This window comes from Leptospira johnsonii (assembly GCF_003112675.1).
In the GTDB taxonomy this organism is placed as follows: domain Bacteria; phylum Spirochaetota; class Leptospiria; order Leptospirales; family Leptospiraceae; genus Leptospira_B; species Leptospira_B johnsonii.
Map to the genome: position 1 here is coordinate 539050 of NZ_BFAY01000011.1, position 16535 is coordinate 555584.

The 16535-nt window shown below is 42.4% G+C and carries 16 protein-coding genes and 1 tRNA gene; 5 read left to right on the top strand and 12 right to left on the bottom strand.

Translation table 11 applies throughout. The features are described from left to right. Positions 1-5 precede the first annotated feature (5 nt). From LPTSP_RS11455 to rpsT, 9 genes are all read right to left on the bottom strand, one after another. Positions 6-797, bottom strand: a complete 792-nt coding sequence (locus tag LPTSP_RS11455; protein WP_108928881.1) for an SH3 domain-containing protein — start codon at positions 795-797, stop codon at positions 6-8. Positions 798-933: 136 nt separating this feature from the next. After that, the gene (locus LPTSP_RS11460; protein WP_008595143.1) at positions 934-1278 is read right to left on the bottom strand and encodes a P-II family nitrogen regulator; all 345 of its coding nucleotides are present in this window, start codon (positions 1276-1278) and stop codon (positions 934-936) included. Positions 1279-1315: 37 nt separating this feature from the next. Further along, complete coding sequence (locus LPTSP_RS11465; RefSeq protein ID WP_108928882.1) at positions 1316-2617, bottom strand: ammonium transporter; 1302 nt, start codon at positions 2615-2617, stop codon at positions 1316-1318. 307 nt (positions 2618-2924) lie between these two features. After that, positions 2925-4532, bottom strand: a complete 1608-nt coding sequence (locus LPTSP_RS19265; RefSeq protein WP_245915554.1) for a carboxyl transferase domain-containing protein — start codon at positions 4530-4532, stop codon at positions 2925-2927. 18 nt (positions 4533-4550) lie between these two features. Then, positions 4551-5594, bottom strand: coding sequence for a GlmU family protein (locus tag LPTSP_RS19270; RefSeq protein WP_245915555.1), 1044 nt, complete (start codon positions 5592-5594; stop codon positions 4551-4553). A gap of 5 nt (positions 5595-5599) precedes the next feature. Next, positions 5600-7432 (bottom strand): glutamine--fructose-6-phosphate transaminase (isomerizing), encoded by a 1833-nt coding sequence (glmS, locus tag LPTSP_RS11475; protein WP_108928883.1) that lies wholly within the window; start codon positions 7430-7432, stop codon positions 5600-5602. A gap of 3 nt (positions 7433-7435) precedes the next feature. Next, complete coding sequence (gene glmM / locus LPTSP_RS11480; protein ID WP_108928884.1) at positions 7436-8827, bottom strand: phosphoglucosamine mutase; 1392 nt, start codon at positions 8825-8827, stop codon at positions 7436-7438. Between the two features lie 37 nt (positions 8828-8864). Then, positions 8865-8937: transfer RNA gene (locus LPTSP_RS11485), tRNA-Val, on the bottom strand. 16 nt (positions 8938-8953) lie between these two features. Beyond that, entirely contained in the window at positions 8954-9223 is a 270-nt protein-coding gene (gene rpsT, locus LPTSP_RS11490; protein ID WP_100767369.1) for a 30S ribosomal protein S20, read from the bottom strand. A gap of 382 nt (positions 9224-9605) precedes the next feature. Here rpsT and LPTSP_RS11495 point away from each other — a divergent pair, with 382 nt between their 5' ends. The 3 genes from LPTSP_RS11495 to LPTSP_RS11505 are packed head-to-tail and all read left to right on the top strand — an operon-like array spanning position 9606 to position 12219. Beyond that, a complete protein-coding gene (locus tag LPTSP_RS11495; RefSeq protein ID WP_108928885.1) occupies positions 9606-10721 on the top strand; it encodes an LIC_10450 family protein in 1116 nt (371 codons plus the stop codon). An 11-nt stretch (positions 10722-10732) separates the two neighbouring features. Continuing rightward, positions 10733-11527 carry a hypothetical protein gene (locus tag LPTSP_RS11500; RefSeq protein ID WP_108928886.1) on the top strand — a complete coding sequence of 265 codons (795 nt, stop codon included), beginning with the start codon at positions 10733-10735 and terminating at the stop codon, positions 11525-11527. Further along, complete coding sequence (locus tag LPTSP_RS11505) at positions 11524-12219, top strand: glycosyltransferase family 2 protein (protein ID WP_108928887.1); 696 nt, start codon at positions 11524-11526, stop codon at positions 12217-12219. Before LPTSP_RS11500 ends, LPTSP_RS11505 begins: the two co-directional genes overlap by 4 nt. A gap of 9 nt (positions 12220-12228) precedes the next feature. On the opposite strand, the gene LPTSP_RS11510 is transcribed toward LPTSP_RS11505, so the two are convergent. After that, complete coding sequence (locus LPTSP_RS11510) at positions 12229-13797, bottom strand: LA_3751/LA_3752 family putative glycosyltransferase (RefSeq protein WP_108928888.1); 1569 nt, start codon at positions 13795-13797, stop codon at positions 12229-12231. Positions 13798-13968: 171 nt separating this feature from the next. On the opposite strand from LPTSP_RS11510, the gene LPTSP_RS11515 reads away from it, so the two are divergent. Together LPTSP_RS11515 and bufA2 are read left to right on the top strand one after the other, a co-directional pair. Then, positions 13969-14556, top strand: coding sequence for a YceI family protein (locus LPTSP_RS11515; RefSeq protein ID WP_108928889.1), 588 nt, complete (start codon positions 13969-13971; stop codon positions 14554-14556). Between the two features lie 166 nt (positions 14557-14722). Further along, the gene (bufA2, locus tag LPTSP_RS11520; RefSeq protein WP_108928890.1) at positions 14723-14980 is read left to right on the top strand and encodes a BufA2 family periplasmic bufferin-type metallophore; all 258 of its coding nucleotides are present in this window, start codon (positions 14723-14725) and stop codon (positions 14978-14980) included. Here bufA2 and LPTSP_RS11525 read toward each other — a convergent pair. Then, the gene (locus tag LPTSP_RS11525) at positions 14970-15725 is read right to left on the bottom strand and encodes an HvfC/BufC N-terminal domain-containing protein (RefSeq protein ID WP_108928891.1); all 756 of its coding nucleotides are present in this window, start codon (positions 15723-15725) and stop codon (positions 14970-14972) included. The genes bufA2 and LPTSP_RS11525 overlap by 11 nt on opposite strands. Next, positions 15722-16534 carry an MNIO family bufferin maturase gene (gene bufB / locus LPTSP_RS11530; protein WP_108929886.1) on the bottom strand — a complete coding sequence of 271 codons (813 nt, stop codon included), beginning with the start codon at positions 16532-16534 and terminating at the stop codon, positions 15722-15724. Before bufB ends, LPTSP_RS11525 begins: the two co-directional genes overlap by 4 nt. Position 16535: the final 1 nt, after the last annotated feature.

Consider the following 16535-nt stretch of genomic DNA (forward strand, 5'->3'; position numbering starts at 1 on the left):
CTTACTCACTCCGAAATCGCTTTCAGTTGATTTCCCGGATCAAAGATCGTACATTCTATCCCTTTTGTTTTTAGAACTGGCTGTAAAAAAGACTCATCCTCGCTGAGAGTCCAGGCCTTGCGTACTTTCAATTTGTCCAAGGCCAGCTCGTAATGATTTCCGATCGTTACTCCAGTTTTGCGCATCTGGATCTTTAAGATCGCAAGTATGATCTCCTTTCCGTTCGGCCCTGGAGTATAACATTGGGCAGAGACCCGATTTAATATCTCTTCGTCTTTTTGGGGGATTTCCAAAGTGATCGCATGCAGAATTCTCCATTCGACCATATTTTCTGAGATCTGATTCTTTCTTTCTAAAAATGCAAAAATATGTTTTGGATCGGCCTGGTAAATATTTAAGAACAAACTTTCGTTTATCATATGACTACGAATGAGTTTTAGGGATTGGATGGGATGATGGTAGACTAGGCCTGTATAGGAATTGGAACCTGGGGGCAAAAAATCCGGGTGTTTAAAGCTTAAGTACCCTCCAAAAACCCAACCTTCTCCGTCTTCACTTTTGATCTTGTACCAATAATTTTCGAACCCGTCTATATGGGTCAATCTTTGGTCCTTCTCGAGGATCTTCACTTCTCCTTTATAAGGAACGGTTCCAGTCTTTTCGGAAGAAAGTTTAGGAGCGGAACGGATCCTAAGGCCTGCCCCATTATTTACATATGCAGATTGATAATTGGAAAAACATCCTAACAGAAACGTCAGGCAAAATGTGACAGAGACGTATTTTAGAAATCTAACCATATGACCACCACAGGCTAGATATACTCTGTCCAAACCGGACCGTCTAACAAAAAACAGATGATTATTGGCTTACAATAAAAATGGGGTCGGCAAATCACCGACCCCGAAGCTAGTTTCGACTCGTATTGGGGAAGAATTAAATCGCTGAGCTTCCTCTTTCTCCGGTGCGAATACGGATCACATCTTCGAGAGGAAGAATTAAAATTTTTCCGTCTCCGATCTTTCCGTCGCCGGTTTTGGCAGCTTTCAAGATTGCATCAACGGTAGGTTTTACAAACTCGTCGTTTACCGCGATCTCCAATCTAACTTTTCTCAGAAGGTTTACTTGGTATTCATGTCCACGGAATACTTCAGTTTTACCTTTTTGCTGCCCGTAGCCTTGCACGTCGCTTACGGTAAGTCTGTAGATTTCATTCTTAGTAAGCTCCGCTTTAACTTCTTCCAGTTTATGGGGCTGGATAATTGCTACGATTAATTTCATATGCTCTCCTTTACTTAATGTATAAATTCATAAAAGGTTATATAATATAACCTTTTTCTCCGTGAATCTCGGAATCGAGTCCAGCAATCTCTTTCTCTTCGGAAATCCTGAATCCGATCGTTTTGTCGATGATAAACACTAAGATCAAGGATACTACGATAGAGTAAGCACCGGTCGCTACAACACTGATGATCTGAACGATAATCTGGTCTCCACGAGTAACTCCTTCAGGAATATAATTCGCAAGAGCGAATACACCTGTAAGGATCGCTCCAAGAGCTCCACCTACACCGTGAATTCCGAAAGCGTCCAGAGAGTCATCGTATCCGAGTTTACCTTTCAGAAGGATAGCACCGTAGCAGATAGGGGAAACAAGCGCTCCCATAACTAATGCGCCGGAAGCGTCCACGAAACCTGCAGCAGGAGTGATCACAACCAGACCTGCAACGATCCCGGAAGCTGCTCCAAGAGCTGTAGCTTTTTTAGTGTGAAGATATTCGATCAATAACCAAACTGCACCAGCTGTAGCAGGAGCCACTAAAGTTACAACGAAAGCTCTTGCAGCCTGACCATTGGCAGCAAGACCGGATCCTGCGTTAAATCCAAACCATCCGAACCAAAGGAAACCCGCACCGATCAAAGTGTAGGTCAAGTTGTTCGGAGCGATCAGAGCAGCACCTTCTCCTTTACGTTTTCCTAATACGATTGCTGCAGCCAAACCTGCGATACCGGAAATCAAGTGAACTACTGTTCCACCTGCGAAATCCAGTGCGGTCTTTTTGAAAAGCCAACCATTACCTGACCATACCCAGTGTGCAACAGGATCATAAACCAAGGTAGACCATGCTAGAATGAATACGATATAACCGGAAAGTTTCACTCTTTCTGCGATCGCACCGGAAATAAGAGCCGGAGTGATCAGCGCGAACATTCCTTGGAAAAGGAAGTGAATGTATTTCGGGATCGTTAACTCAAGAGAGTCATCGGTAATTCCATTTAATAGAACTAACTGGAAATCTCCGTAAAATGGACTGTCCCCCGAGAAAGCGAAGCTATACCCGAAAACAGTCCACTGAATAGTAAGAACTAAGATCGCAACAAAGCTGTGCATCATTGTCGAAAGAACGTTCTTAGATCTTACGATACCGCCGTAGAACAGCGCGAGTCCTGGGATCATGAAGAACACGAAAGTGGAAGCCACGATCATCCATGCGGTATCCCCTTTATCTAAAGTAGGAGCTGCAGGTGCGGCTTCTGGTGCTGGTGTGGCGTCTTGACCCCAGATCAGTACTGGAGCGATTAAGATCAAGAGCGCGATAAGTTTTTGGGCAATTTTCATTTTCTCAAATCTCATCTCGAAAATATGTTTTATCCAATTAATGCAAGAAGAGTACCCGAGTTAAAAATTAGTCCAAAAAAAGATTAAAAAAACAGAATGGGAATCTAGGAGCCAGGAAACGAGGTTTTCTCTAGGAAAACAGACCCAAATTCTTACCTAAGGCAGGTTTTCCCCTAGTTCAGGGAGAAAATTCTCAGATTCAGTCTAGCAGTTTGCGTACTTATTAGGCAGATTTTCGGGATCTGTCAGAAAAATAAAATTTTAGGGCTCAAAACTATACTTAGGTATCATTCTTCCGGAGGAAAAATCACATCCGGAAGATTGCATAAGAAGGTTCTAAACCTTTTGGAGAAAGGTCCGAATACAATGCCAAGCCTAAAGCTTCTCTTGTACGAGCCGGATCCAGGACCCCATCGTCCCAAAGTCTTGCGGTAGAATAGATACAAGAAGAACGATTATCATAATCTTCTAATATTGGTCTCTTAAACTCCACCTGTTCCGCTTCAGAGAGTGATTTGCCGTCCTTCTCCAATTGTTCCTGCTTCACAGTGAGTAGAACATTTGCCGCTTGTTCTCCTCCCATCACAGAAATCCTAGCGTTTGGCCACATCCATAGGAATCTAGGTCCGAATGCACGACCGCACATTCCGTAATTGCCGGCTCCATAAGAGCCACCGATGACCACGGTGTATTTTGGAACTACAGAAGTAGAGACAGCATTTACCATTTTCGCTCCGTCTTTTGCGATCCCTGAGTTTTCATACTTCTTCCCTACCATAAAACCTGTGATGTTTTGGAGGAAGAGTAAAGGAATCTCTCTTTGGTTGCAAAGTTGGATAAAATGAGCTGTCTTTAGGGAACTTTCGGAGAATAGAACTCCGTTGTTCGCGATTATACCTACAGTCTTTCCGTAAATATTCGCAAATCCTGTGACGATAGTGGTTCCATAATATTTTTTGAATTCTTGGAATCTAGAGCCGTCCACCACTCTTGCGATCACTTCTCTAACATCGTAAGGTTTGCGGATATCTTTTTGGATGATCCCGTAAATTTCATCGGAAGGATAAAGAGGTTCTTCGTAATAGATCTGTTCTTCTAACTTCTTGGCTCTTGCTCCCAAACTGGAAACGATATGTCTTGCGATCTCGAGCGCATGCGGATCATTCTCCGCATAATGGTCAGTCACTCCTGAGATCCTACAATGAACGTCAGCGCCGCCTAATTCTTCGGGAGTGACAATCTCTCCTGTTGCAGCTTTTACAAGAGGAGGTCCTCCTAAAAAGATAGTCCCATTTCCTTTTACGATCACCGATTCGTCGGACATAGCTGGAATGTATGCGCCGCCTGCGGTACAACTTCCCATCACTACAGAGATCTGAGGGATCCCCATTCTAGAAAGATTTGCCTGGTTATAAAAGATCCTACCGAAATGCCATTTATCAGGAAACACTTCATCCTGCATCGGAAGAAATGCTCCGCCTGAATCCACCAGATAAACACAAGGAAGACGATTCTCTAATGCGATCTCTTGTGCACGGATATGTTTTTTGACAGTGAGAGGATAATAGGTCCCGCCTTTTACCGTGGCGTCGTTTGCAACGATCACACAAGGAATTCCTGAAATTTTTCCGATCCCGGTTACAATACCTGCGGAAGGTACATCGTCCGCATAAACCTTCTCCCCTGCTAACGCCGAGAATTCCAAGAAAGGAGTGTTCGGATCTATTAGTCCTTGTATCCTTTCTCTTGCGGTAAGCTTTCCGCGGCTTTTATGCTTCTGGATGGATTTTTCTCCTCCGCCTTGTCCGGCTTTTTGGAGAAGTTTACGTAAATCCGCGACCTTTTCGGAAAGGTCCTTATAATTCTCTTTATATTCAGGGGAAGACGTACTGATACGCGATTCCAAAACTTCCATGGAGCCTCCGGTCCTTTTTTATTTCCGGACCTTGGTTTCGTATAAAATTCTAATAAGTTCAGATTCGGAATGAGAAAGTTCTCTGTTCCTTCTTGCCATAATCTTGCGGGAATCACGCAGGAATAGATCCAAGATATACGCTTGCCCATCCGCCCATATGAACGGAGGAAGATACCCGCTTGCCTTGGAAGAAACCACATTGCATCCGAAATCGATCACAGTTCCAGTATTCAACATCACTCCGATCCCTATCTTGGAAAAATCTCCTATGATGGAACCGAACTTGATGGAACCTGTCGTGACTTCCGTATGTTCTTCTCTGATCTTGACCACACCGTAGTTGTTCTTTAGATCGGAGGTAGTGGATAATGCCCCTAGATTGACCCAGCTTCCCACCACGGAATGTCCTAAAAACCCTTCGTGGTGTTTATTCGTAAAATCTAATATAATACTGTCCCCGACTTCTCCTCCTATCCTGCAAACATTCCCTATGGAAGTGTTTCCGGTGATACGAGCATTATCCACATGAGTGCCTTGGCCTATGTATAAGGGACCTTCTAAAAAGCTGAAAGAAGTTACTTTTGCATCTTTGTCTATGATCACAGGTCCTGAGGTTACGTCTATAACCACACCTGGATAAATTTTAGCGGAAGGATGGATATGAACGTGTTTGGATTTTCCTACTACTTGGAAGTCTCCGGACTTTACCTTGAGTTTACGGGCCCATTTGCGTAGGTCCTTATGGTTTTCCAAATCCTGGTCTATGTTTTTACCTACAGACTCCAAGGATTTCCAAGGTAGAAATTCCTCAGGACGGATGATCAAATCTACATCCTTACCGTCGTATTCGGAGATCTTTGGATTTCTTTCGAAGAATGTTTTTTGAAAGGCGGAATTGGAGTGAGAATACAGTATCTTAGAATCAGGATACTGCTCTTTTAAACGTTGGAGTGGAGTTAATACCCCGTCTCGAATCTCCGAGAAAGACCGAATCCTGGTTAAGGCTCCCAAACCGGGAGGAGTTTCCCTCTCATCGATCCAAATTCTCTGAATTCTGCCCACGCTCACTACTCCACTGTGACGGACTTCGCTAGGTTTCGAGGTTGGTCCGGAGGACAACCCCTAGCCACGGCAGAATAATAGGCCAGAAGTTGGAGAGGAAGAACATTCAGGATCGGACTTAAAATTTCCGGACAGTCTGGAACTTCAAAACAGTAGTCAGAAAGCTCTTTTGCTTCCCTATCTCCTTCAGTTACGATGGAAATCATGATACCATTTCGAGCCTTGATTTCCTGGATATTGGAAAGCATTTTACTGTAAATTTCAGATTTGGTAGCGATACATACTACTGGCACTTCGTTTGTGATGAGTGCAATAGGTCCATGTTTGAATTCCCCACCCGCGTAACCGGAAGCGTGGATATAAGAAACCTCTTTTAATTTCAGGGCTCCTTCCAAAGCGATCGGATGGTTGTAGGTCCTACCTAAGAATACAAAGTCTTTAGTCTTAGTAAAATCAGCCGCCCAAGTTTCGAGAATATGAGCCTGGGCCAAGATCCTTTCCATTTTGCCAGGGAGAAGTCGGATCTCTTCTATAAGTGTCCTTAGTTCTTCGTCGGAAACGATCCATTTCAAACGTGCTACATATAAGGAAAAAAGAAGAAGGTTGATTACCTGAGCAGTAAATGCCTTTGTACTTGCGACCCCAATCTCAGGACCAGCGTCCGTTCTGATGAATGAATCCGATTCTCTTGCGATCGTAGAGTTCACATTATTCACTAATGAAAGGACTTTGATAAACTTTGCTTTCGCTTCCAATAAAGAAGCAAGAGTATCCGCAGTTTCTCCTGATTGGGAAATACCTACAATTAGAGTATCTCCTTCTACAACAGGATTTCTGTAACGGAATTCGGAGGAAGTTTCCGTATCTGTCTGGATCTTTGCAAAATTTTCCAGATAATGTTTACCGAGCATGCCGGCGTAATAGCTAGTTCCAGCTGCTTGGATAATAATTCGATTCACCTTGGACATCATCTCTCTGGAGATGGTGCTTTCTGGGAATTCTATCTCTCCACTTTCACTGATACGGGATTGGATGATCCTACGGAAGATCCCAGGTTGTTCGTGGATCTCCTTGATCATAAAATGAGGGTACCCACCCTTATCCACGTCTTCGAATTTGATATCCTGGGTCTTAAATTCGAATTCCTTCTCAGAACCGTCGAATCCGAAGATCTTACATTCGGTTTTTGAAAAGTATCCCCATTCCTTGGAGTTGATATAATAAACTTCTCTGCAGTTCCTTGTGAGAGGAGAAATATCGGAAGCCAGGTAATATTCTTCCTTACCTCTTCCTAAAAGTAAAGGAGCTCCGTCTTGTGCAAAATACACTCTGTCCGGTTCGTTGTCGAATACGACAGCGATCGCCCATTTTCCGTGAACTCTATTAAATAATTCTAAAAAAGCTTCCTTATTAGATAAGCCTCTTTTTCTGCTCTCTGCCAAAAGATTGGGAAGAACTTCCGTATCCGTCATACTATGGAATACGAAACCTTTTTGTTTGAGCTCTTGGCGAAGCTCCGAGTAATTTTCTATAATTCCGTTATGTACAACTGCAACGGTTGATTTGGAATCAGTATGGGGATGAGCATTGATCTGGTTAGGTTCCCCGTGAGTGGCCCAACGAGTATGGCCAATACCGACATTGCCTCGGATCGGATGTTCTTTTAGATAATTTTCCAGATCCTTAATTTTGCCTTTTTGTTTACGGACTTGGATCTCTCCCTTGTCCAGGACCGCGATCCCGGCCGAATCGTATCCACGATACTCCAGACCGATGAGCCCTACTATGAGTACGGATTCTACGTTTTTATCGCCAGCGTATCCTACGATTCCACACATATATTATGAATTCTCCATGATCTTTCCGGCTTTATTTAAAAGGGATTCCAGATCCTTTTTGGTTCTGGCCTCTCCAATCAACCGGAGGATCGGCTCGGTATTCGAAGGTCGAATATGTATCCAAGAGTCCTGGTTCGCTAAACGTAAACCGTCTCTCGAATCTTCTTTATATTCGGAGAAGGCGCTGCGAAACTTAGAATAAATCTGCTCCGTCTTCTGCCCCGCGATCTTGTAGGCGATTTTACGCATATGGACCGCAGGAAGACTACCGATCACAGTTTCAGCATCTTCCCCCTTTAGGGCAAGCAGATTCAGTATATGAGCCACCCCAGAAAGAGAATCCCTTCCAAAAGAAGGAATCGCCGGATCGATCACTCCTCCGTTGCCTTCTCCGCCGAAAACAGACTTACGGTGTATCATTTCTGCCACAACGTTGGCTTCTCCCACCTTAGATCGATAAGTTGGAATTCCAACAGTGTCCGCTACCCAATCGTTCACAAAACTGGTGGAGAGGTTCACAGTGATGGATGCCTTCTTAGGAACTGAATTAGAAATGAGGTAGGACATAAAGCTAAGAGGAAGAGTTAATTCTTCGGAGATCGCTCCTTTTTTAGGAGATAAGACCACGAGTCTGTCCGCGTCAGGATCCAAAGCAAAACCTATATTCGCTTTGGATTTTTTGATCAAACGAGAAGATTGTTTGAGTGCATCGGGAGTAGGTTCCGGAGGACGAGGAAATGTGCCGTCGGGAGTGCAGTGCTGCAAGATTACCTTACAACCCAAGCGACTTAACAATTCCGGTAAAACGAAGCTTCCCCCTCCGTTGACTGCGTCCAAAAATACGGTGAACTTCTTACGTTTGATCGCAGATACGTTCACTCGAGCCAAAACGGAATCAATATGAGCCTGGATCCTGTCGGTTCCATCTATCACTTCCGCGTTCGGTTTGAATTGAAAAGGTTTATAATCTTCTTTTCGGACCAGATCTAAAAGACCTTCTAAATCCTGGGCATTGGTAAAAAATCCACCAGGTCCAATGAACTTAAATGCATTCCAGATCACTGGATTATGAGAAGCGGAGATCATAATCCCGCCCCCCGCTCCGGATTGGGCCACCACTGCCTTGACAGTAGGGGTAGGAACAATTCCCAAACGGATCACATTTTTGCCCATTGCGAGCATGATCCCGATCGCGATATTTTCTATATAAGCGCCGCTAGGACGAGAATCCCTTCCGATGACGACTGTGTTTCCTTTGAGTCTAGACCCAAAGGCCATGAGAGAATGGAAAATTACGTCGGGACTTAATCCGGTGGGAATGATTCCCCGGATTCCGGACACGGAGACCATCAAATCCGGGTGTTGGAAGACCGGTTTTTGATGATTTAGAGCCATGATTCCGGGGAATGTTTTTTGAATTGGGATGAGAACATGGGCGATGACAGGATCGAACTGCCGACATCCTCCTTGTAAGGGAGGCGCTCTCCCAGCTGAGCTAATCGCCCGTAATTATTACGGTTATTATGCGGTTGCAGCCTGATTGATACGCAATGCCATCCGACTCTTCTTGCGGTCCGCATTTCTAGAGTGGATCAGGTTGGTTTTCGCAGCTTTGTCCAGAAGAGAAGCATATTGACTGAACAAAGGTTTTAAGGAGTCTTTCTCTCCGTCTTGGAGCGCTTTTAGGATCTTTTTAGCTTGGGTCCTAAGGCGATTTCTGTTTTGAGAATTCGCCGCATTTCTGCGTTTCGTTCTACGGATATCTTTTTCTGAAGATTTAATATTCGCCAAGGATCTAACTTCCTTATAAAGGGATTAGGCCCAGATTTTCGTACCCAGGCAGCCTGTCAACGAGCTTTTACCCATTCTGCATTCTATTTCCTTCTTCTTTCCAAAATCTCTAATAGCGATCCCTAAAGAAGAAGGGAGTAAAGATCCGCCCAAGTCCCGGCGGATAGGAAGAAGACGCACTGCCCTTTAGTAATGCCGACTTCGAATTTTACGATTACGTTATTTACCATTACCTCAACTGAGGGATAATGGAAATAAATTTCCCAAACTCCGGCCAGAAAAAAATTTTTGCTTTGCTTGTACTTATTTTTATCTTATTTTTTCTAATTCGGTAGATTGGAAATTAATTCTCCGTCCTATTTAAAGTCCAGGACGCTTCAAAATGATATCTAGACAAGCACAAGACTATATCATCGTGAACTCGATCGACGAGATCGATCCTAATAAACTTTCCTTGGCCCAACTGGGAACCAAGTATTTGGACAGGAACGGGAATCGTTATGCTGTTCGTTTTAATAAGGAAAGTAGAAAGGCCGAGATCATTCGTATCACTCTTCAAAAAGCTTCCGAAGCCGAGGCGAATAGACCTAAACTTGGAAGAGTCAATCCTAAAGCATCATCCAATCCTTTAGATCTACAGAAATTATCCAATCTTCTTAAAAGTACAAAACATCCAAGCGCTGACTGGATAGAGAACCTGGCTGAAAAAACTAAACATACTAAGCCAAGTTCTGCAAACTTGGAAAAGCCTTCTTATACCCCGAATCCTCAAAAAGAGTTAGAGATCGCTCCGTCGGAAGGTCCGGATCTATCTGCAAGAATGAACTCTGTACAAAACGATATATTCGATCTTTCCAAAGTGGATCTGAATATTTCGGACGCAGGACTCTCTTCCACTTCCAATAAAGAGGACATTCCCGTTTTTATAGAAAATATAGAAGCAGGCTCCAATAGAGAAACGAAATATATCGAAGATAGTGTGCAACAATTCCAGAAGATCAAGGAAAGGATCGAATCCGTTCTGAACAATATACGTAACTCTAAAATTTTCGAAGCTACAGGAGACCCTTCTGAGAACAAAAATATAGTGGGGAACCTATCAAGAGAATTCGATATTGAGTTCTTCCAAAAATTGGAAAAGATATTAAATTACCATAAAGAGCTGACTTCTTATCCTAGATCCATCACCTATTATATAGCAAAGTACGAATCCCATCGTAAACAGGCTTTACAGTCCAAAACCTCCGATCTAGAAAAATTAAAACTAGTGATCCGTTGGGAAATGCAGGAACTTCTTTTAGATTTGAGCAGAAAAGTCAAAAAAATGGTCCTAAATGCCTTAAACGTCCTAAATACTAAAAATGAAAACCATCTAAAACAAGTAGCTTATAACCAACAACAGATGTATAAGGATGCCAGAAGCGCCTTATTATATTGTTCGGAAGATATAGGAGCACTACTTATCTCCTTGCAAAAATGGGCTGATAGCGAAGGATAGAAACCTTTTGCATGGCACTTAGCGATCAAGAGATAAAAAACATCGTAGAAAAACTCCGAACCGAATACCGGGAAGGGGCCAAACAAAGTCCTAAAATTTTCGACGCCAAAGGTTTCGAGGATCGTTATATCCAAACCCTGAAACATAGGGGAAACCTGGACAATTTCCTGAAAGACGAAGTGGACTTTCTGGAAAAGATCAAAACTAAACATAAAGAACTGACGGACAGAAGGAACGCTTCCAAGGGAGAAACGATCAATCGTATCCTGGACGAACAAGAGGAGAAGCTTTCCAAATACCAAAAGGTGGACTTCCATCCTTTGGCCAGACCGGAAATGAGATTTTTTTACGGGGCAATGACTGCATTTGCAGAAACGGATCTACCCGTTCTAGTCCATATATTCAGAGGAACCCCGGAATACTCCGCATTCCAAGACAGTATCTCAGTGATCGAAAGAGTCGGAGTCACTAAAAGAGGAATGCCTTCTCTTCGTATCTCTGAACATATTAAGGCATTATTAGATGCGAATGGAAACCAATCCACAATGGAAAGAGATTCCCAGAACATTCTTAAGGAAGTATGTATCGCTCTCGCTGGGCTCAGAAAGACCGCATTGGAATGTGTGGAGAAAAACAGGGTCAGCGACAGAATGACCGTACAAGTCAGCGATAGAGACTATCCGAAAGCTTCGGAAGCGTATAAGAATTTACTTTTCGGTATCGCATTAGAAAAAATAATCGTTAAAGCCGAAAATATCATCCGGGATTTCCGGATGAGCGACTTAGTCGGTCTGGACGCTAAATGAAACTTTCCATTGTAATTCCCTGTTATAACGAAAAACAGACCATCAAAAATATTTTAGAAACCGTAAAGAAGGTCCCCTACAAGGATAAAGAAATCATCCTTGTGGACGATTTTTCCACGGACGGAACGAGGGAACTCCTAAAAACCGCTCCTTTTAAGAAGTTAGTGGACCAACTCGTATTCCACGAAAAAAACCAAGGGAAAGGCGCCGCACTCCGTACTGGATTCAAGGCCGCAAAAGGCGATATAGTCATCGTACAAGATGCGGATCTTGAATATGATCCGTTCGAAATTCCGGATGTGATCGATCCGATCTACAAAGGAAAAGCAGACGTTGTCTTCGGAAGCAGATTCATGGGGGGAAGAGCCCATAGAGTCGTTTACTACTGGCATAGATTGGGGAATCTTTTCCTAACCACTCTTTCCAATATGTTCACAAACATTAATCTAACCGATATGGAAACTTGCTACAAAGCATTCCGCAGAGAAGTTATCCAGGGTATCGATATTAAAGAGAATCGTTTCGGGTTCGAACCTGAGATCACTGCAAAGATCGCAAAGATCCCAGACATTCGGATTTACGAAGTAGGGATTTCCTATTACGGACGCACTTACGCAGAAGGCAAAAAGATAGGTTGGAAGGACGGATTCAGAGCAATCTATTGTATCTTGAGATACAATCTATTTTCTTAATATTTCGTTCTAATCTTTGGGAATTTCGTATTCTCGATATTCCCAAAGACCTTTCGTTTTCACTTCCTTCTCCTTCCAAGCATGACCGAATAACTCCAACCAAACAGGACGGATCTCCGCCTCTGCTAATACCTTCATTCGGTATTTGTGCATCAGAATATTATTAGATTCAGGAAGTTTGGCTGCGTATTCCACCACGGCATCCGAGTAAGAAATAAATCCTACTTTTTCTCCAGGATGTTTTTTAGAAAGGAAGGAAACGATATGATCCATTCCTTGGGAAGAAGTTTCATTATGAATACATAATACTCTTTTTTGAAAATAAGACGGCCCGATAGATCCGCAAAGAACATCGTCCAGAAATAATAAACTGGAGGCTTGAGAATCCACATAAATAGACCGGATCGATCTGATCTCTTTCGAACTCCTTTGGTAATTCACAAATCCGACCAAGGTCATTCCGAAAGAATAGATTAATAAAATACTAAACGTTAAGTTTTTGCCGGATCTTCCTAGTTTCCATTCGGAAATCTCGGCAACTTCTTTCAAAACCAAAACAAATGGGATCAATGCTAATCCAACATATCTAGGTCCCCAATTGGAAACCCCGTCGTTCGGAGCTAAGAACGCGATCAGGATGATAAACACATAGGCGCTGATCCCTAAGTGATAAAAAGAAGCTTCGATCTTCCCTTCTTTTGATTTTTTTACAAAGAAATAGAGAAGAGGAAGAAGTATCGGTAAATAGATCAGAAGCCCAGGCATTGAATAAGTTCCGATCAGTATCGTGAATGCCCTGGAAAGAACCGTGCCTTGGTCTTCTCCCGTATTAAAATTTTGGAAATATCTAGGACCGATCGGATGTTGGTAATCCAATGTATGGAATAAAAATAAAAGAAGTACAACTACTGAAAAAGATACCGAGAACCAAAAAGATTTTTTCCACCAATCTTTTCCGAAAGCGATCCAACCGCCTGCCCAGAACACCACAAAGAAGATCAGAACTTCTAACCTCAGCCAAACTCCGAGTCCTAAAAAGATCCCTCCGATAAGCTTATTAGAAATTCGATCTTCCGTCTTGTAAAAGAAAGTGAGTCCAAGTAATTCTAAAAGGAGAAGAGGAGGATGTTCCGAAAGTTCCGGTCCCATTAAAAAGATATAAGTTCCGAAAAAAGTAAAGGCGAGCCAGAACCAAGAAAGATCCCAGAACCTTCTCAAAATAAAAGCGGAGATAAGATTGAATATTCCCATCAAAATGGAAACGATCGGGACCCAACTGAACACTAAAAAAGGTGCTATAAGAAGTGTGAGAAAGATCGGATATTGACCGATCATTCTATCTCCGATCTGGAAGACCATAGGGGCTTTCCAAAGAAAATAACTATAACTCGGATCCAGATCCAAGGAAGGATAGATCAGATTTTCGGTGCTGAAACCTGATTGGAACATGGAATAGGCTTGGTGGTATTTCAAAAATTGATCCGAGAAAAGAGCTTCCCAAGGTTTTAGTAAAATTAGGATCCCGAAATAAATTGCGCTAAATAGAAAGAATCCTTTTGAAATTCCAGTTGTTTTCATGATCGAAGGCAAGCATCCCCCACCCCCTAATTTATGAAACGAATTCTTGTCGGTACAAACACCGGGCTTTTAAGTTTTTCGAAATAAATTTTGCATTTTTACTTGTAATTCCAATAATTACACCGCGAGATCAGTCTAAAACCAAAACATTCTCAAAGGAGAAAATCACTCGTGAAAACGAAACTTTATCTGATCCCTAGCCTTCTGGTGCTTTTAACTTTCGGCGCCCTACAAGCCGGAAATTACAAATTAGATAACGCTCATACAGGCGTTGGCTTTAAGATCAAACACCTTGCCATTTCCAACGTATCCGGAAGCTTTAAAGACTTTAGCGGAAAATTCGCTTACGACGAAGCTACCAGCACTCTTAGCGATTTGGATGTAACTATCAAAGCTGCTTCCATTCACACTAACGATGAAAAAAGAGACGGACACTTGAAAGGAAAAGATTTCTTCAACGTAGAAGATCATCCTTCTCTTACCTTCAAAGCAAAAAAGGCTACCGTTAAAAAAGGCGGAGTTTCCAAGATCCAAGGAGAATTGACTATCAAAGGAGTGACTAAACCGGTTACTTTAGAAGTTAAATTTTCCGGTTCTGCAAAAGACCCGTGGGGAAACACTCACCTAGGTTTCGAAGCAGAAACTAAGATCAAAAGAGCTGATTTCGATATCGCTTGGAACAAACCTTTGGAAAAAGGCGGACTTTTGATCGGAGAAGAAGTTTCTATCCGTATCGAAGGCGAAGCAATTCCAGAATAATTTCTCTGAACCAATCGGGACTTTCGGAAGAAGGTCCCGACATTTCTGCCCTTCTTCTTTTCCAATTTTCTTTTCTATTCGTAACCTTCTCCCTTTCCTATCGAACTGAAAAAAGATCGAATCCTAAAAATCAGGTTTCGATAAAATCATCCGGAGAACCGAAAAGATGAACGATCTGACTAAAAGTATGATCATTGGAGCAGCTCTTACTGGCTTATTTGCAACAGGAGCGATGGCTGAGAAGAAAGAGGCAAAATCCGAAGAGTCGAAAGGAGAATGTCACGGGATCAATTCCTGTAAAGGAACGGGTGACTGCGGAGGAAAAGGGCATAGTTGCGCGGGAAAAAATTCCTGTAAAGGGCAAGGCTGGATCTCTCTCACTAAAAAAGACTGCGAAGGCAAGAAAGGAACTTTTAAAAGTTAACCTCGGATACCAAACGATTCGTTTTCATCCCCGAAAGGAATTCGGAAATAGATCCCAATCCTTTCGGCGGACTTCCTAAAATTTCTAAAGACTCCAAAATACTTTTTCCTTCGGCCAAACTTTTACCAAAAGAAAATTCCCATTCTCCAATCTCAGAGACAAATAAGTCCGATCCCTTTTTTCCTAGGACCAAATATTGTTTTCTTTCAGTTAGGAATTGAGCTAGATCTTCGGAGTTTTCGGTTTTCCAAAGATTATAGACCGGAAAAGAATATTCTAAAAATAGAACGGATGGATGAAAGGTCACTTTCAGATCTTCCGTTTCTTTTTCGGGAAGAGAAGTTTGCGGATTATCTTCAGAATTTTTAGGCAGATGAAATATTCTGAAAATATGAAGCTCCAGGTCCGCTATTTCGCTCAAAATAGGATGCTCAGAAAAATTCTCCCCTAGAAAGACAGGGAACATCTCGCCATAATTAGATATATTATAAGAATTTGATGGATGATCTTCTATAAAAGCCTTTGCAGTTTCGAAGAAGTCTTCGTCTCCTAAAACTTTCCAGACCGTTTCGTATTTTTCTCCTAAAGCCTCCGTAAATCTAGCGAGATACCCATTTTGGTAGACTGCGATCGCTGAATTTGTGTCCAATTTTCCGCCGGGGAGGACTCCATTTGACAAAAGCGGACCTTCTTCTTTTCCCAAAAGAGCACTCGAAAAAATTTTTCTGAATTCTTCCGGCTTCATGTTATTAGAGATCCTATAATAGATTTTGCTTTTAAGGCTTCTTCTTCCATTTCCGGAAAGCTGGGGATATCTTCGTCCCATTCTAACAGCACAGGGATAGCTTGGATCTTATCCGAAAAAGAAGAGAATAATTCCCAGACTTCTTTAGATACAGGTTTGGAATGAGTATCGAATAAAAATTCTCCGGTATCCGTGTGGCCCGCAAGATGGATCTGGCCTACATTCTCCCAAGGTATAGAACGCAAATATTCAATAGCGGAAAATCCATGATTTATGGAATTCACATATATATTATTTATATCTAACAGAATCCCACATCCGCTTTTTTTAGAAAGCTCGGAGATAAATTCCCATTCGGTCATTTCATTTTGAGGAAAACTCAAATAGGTCGAAACATTCTCTAATAGGATCCTTCTTCCCAAAATTTCTTGGACTTGTTCGGTTCTTTCTATTGCGAATTTCAAAAATTCTTTTGTGAATGGGAAAGGTAATAGATCGTGCAGATAATTTCCGGATTGTTCCGTCCAGCAAAGATGATCTGAAACCAAGAACGGATCTATCCTTTGTATGAGTTCCTTCCATCTTTCCAAATATTGTTTATCCGGAAAACTGCCGCCCAGAATGGATAAAGAAACTCCATGCAACGCTACTGGAAAGTTTCTGCGGATAAACTCCAACATTTCCAAGGGACGGCCCTGGGTATCCATATAGTTTTCTGTGATTGCTTCGAACCAGGAAATCCGGACAGGCTCTCCCTTTCTCAAATAAGGATAATGTTCTTTTCTTAAGCCCACTCCGATGGAAGACATA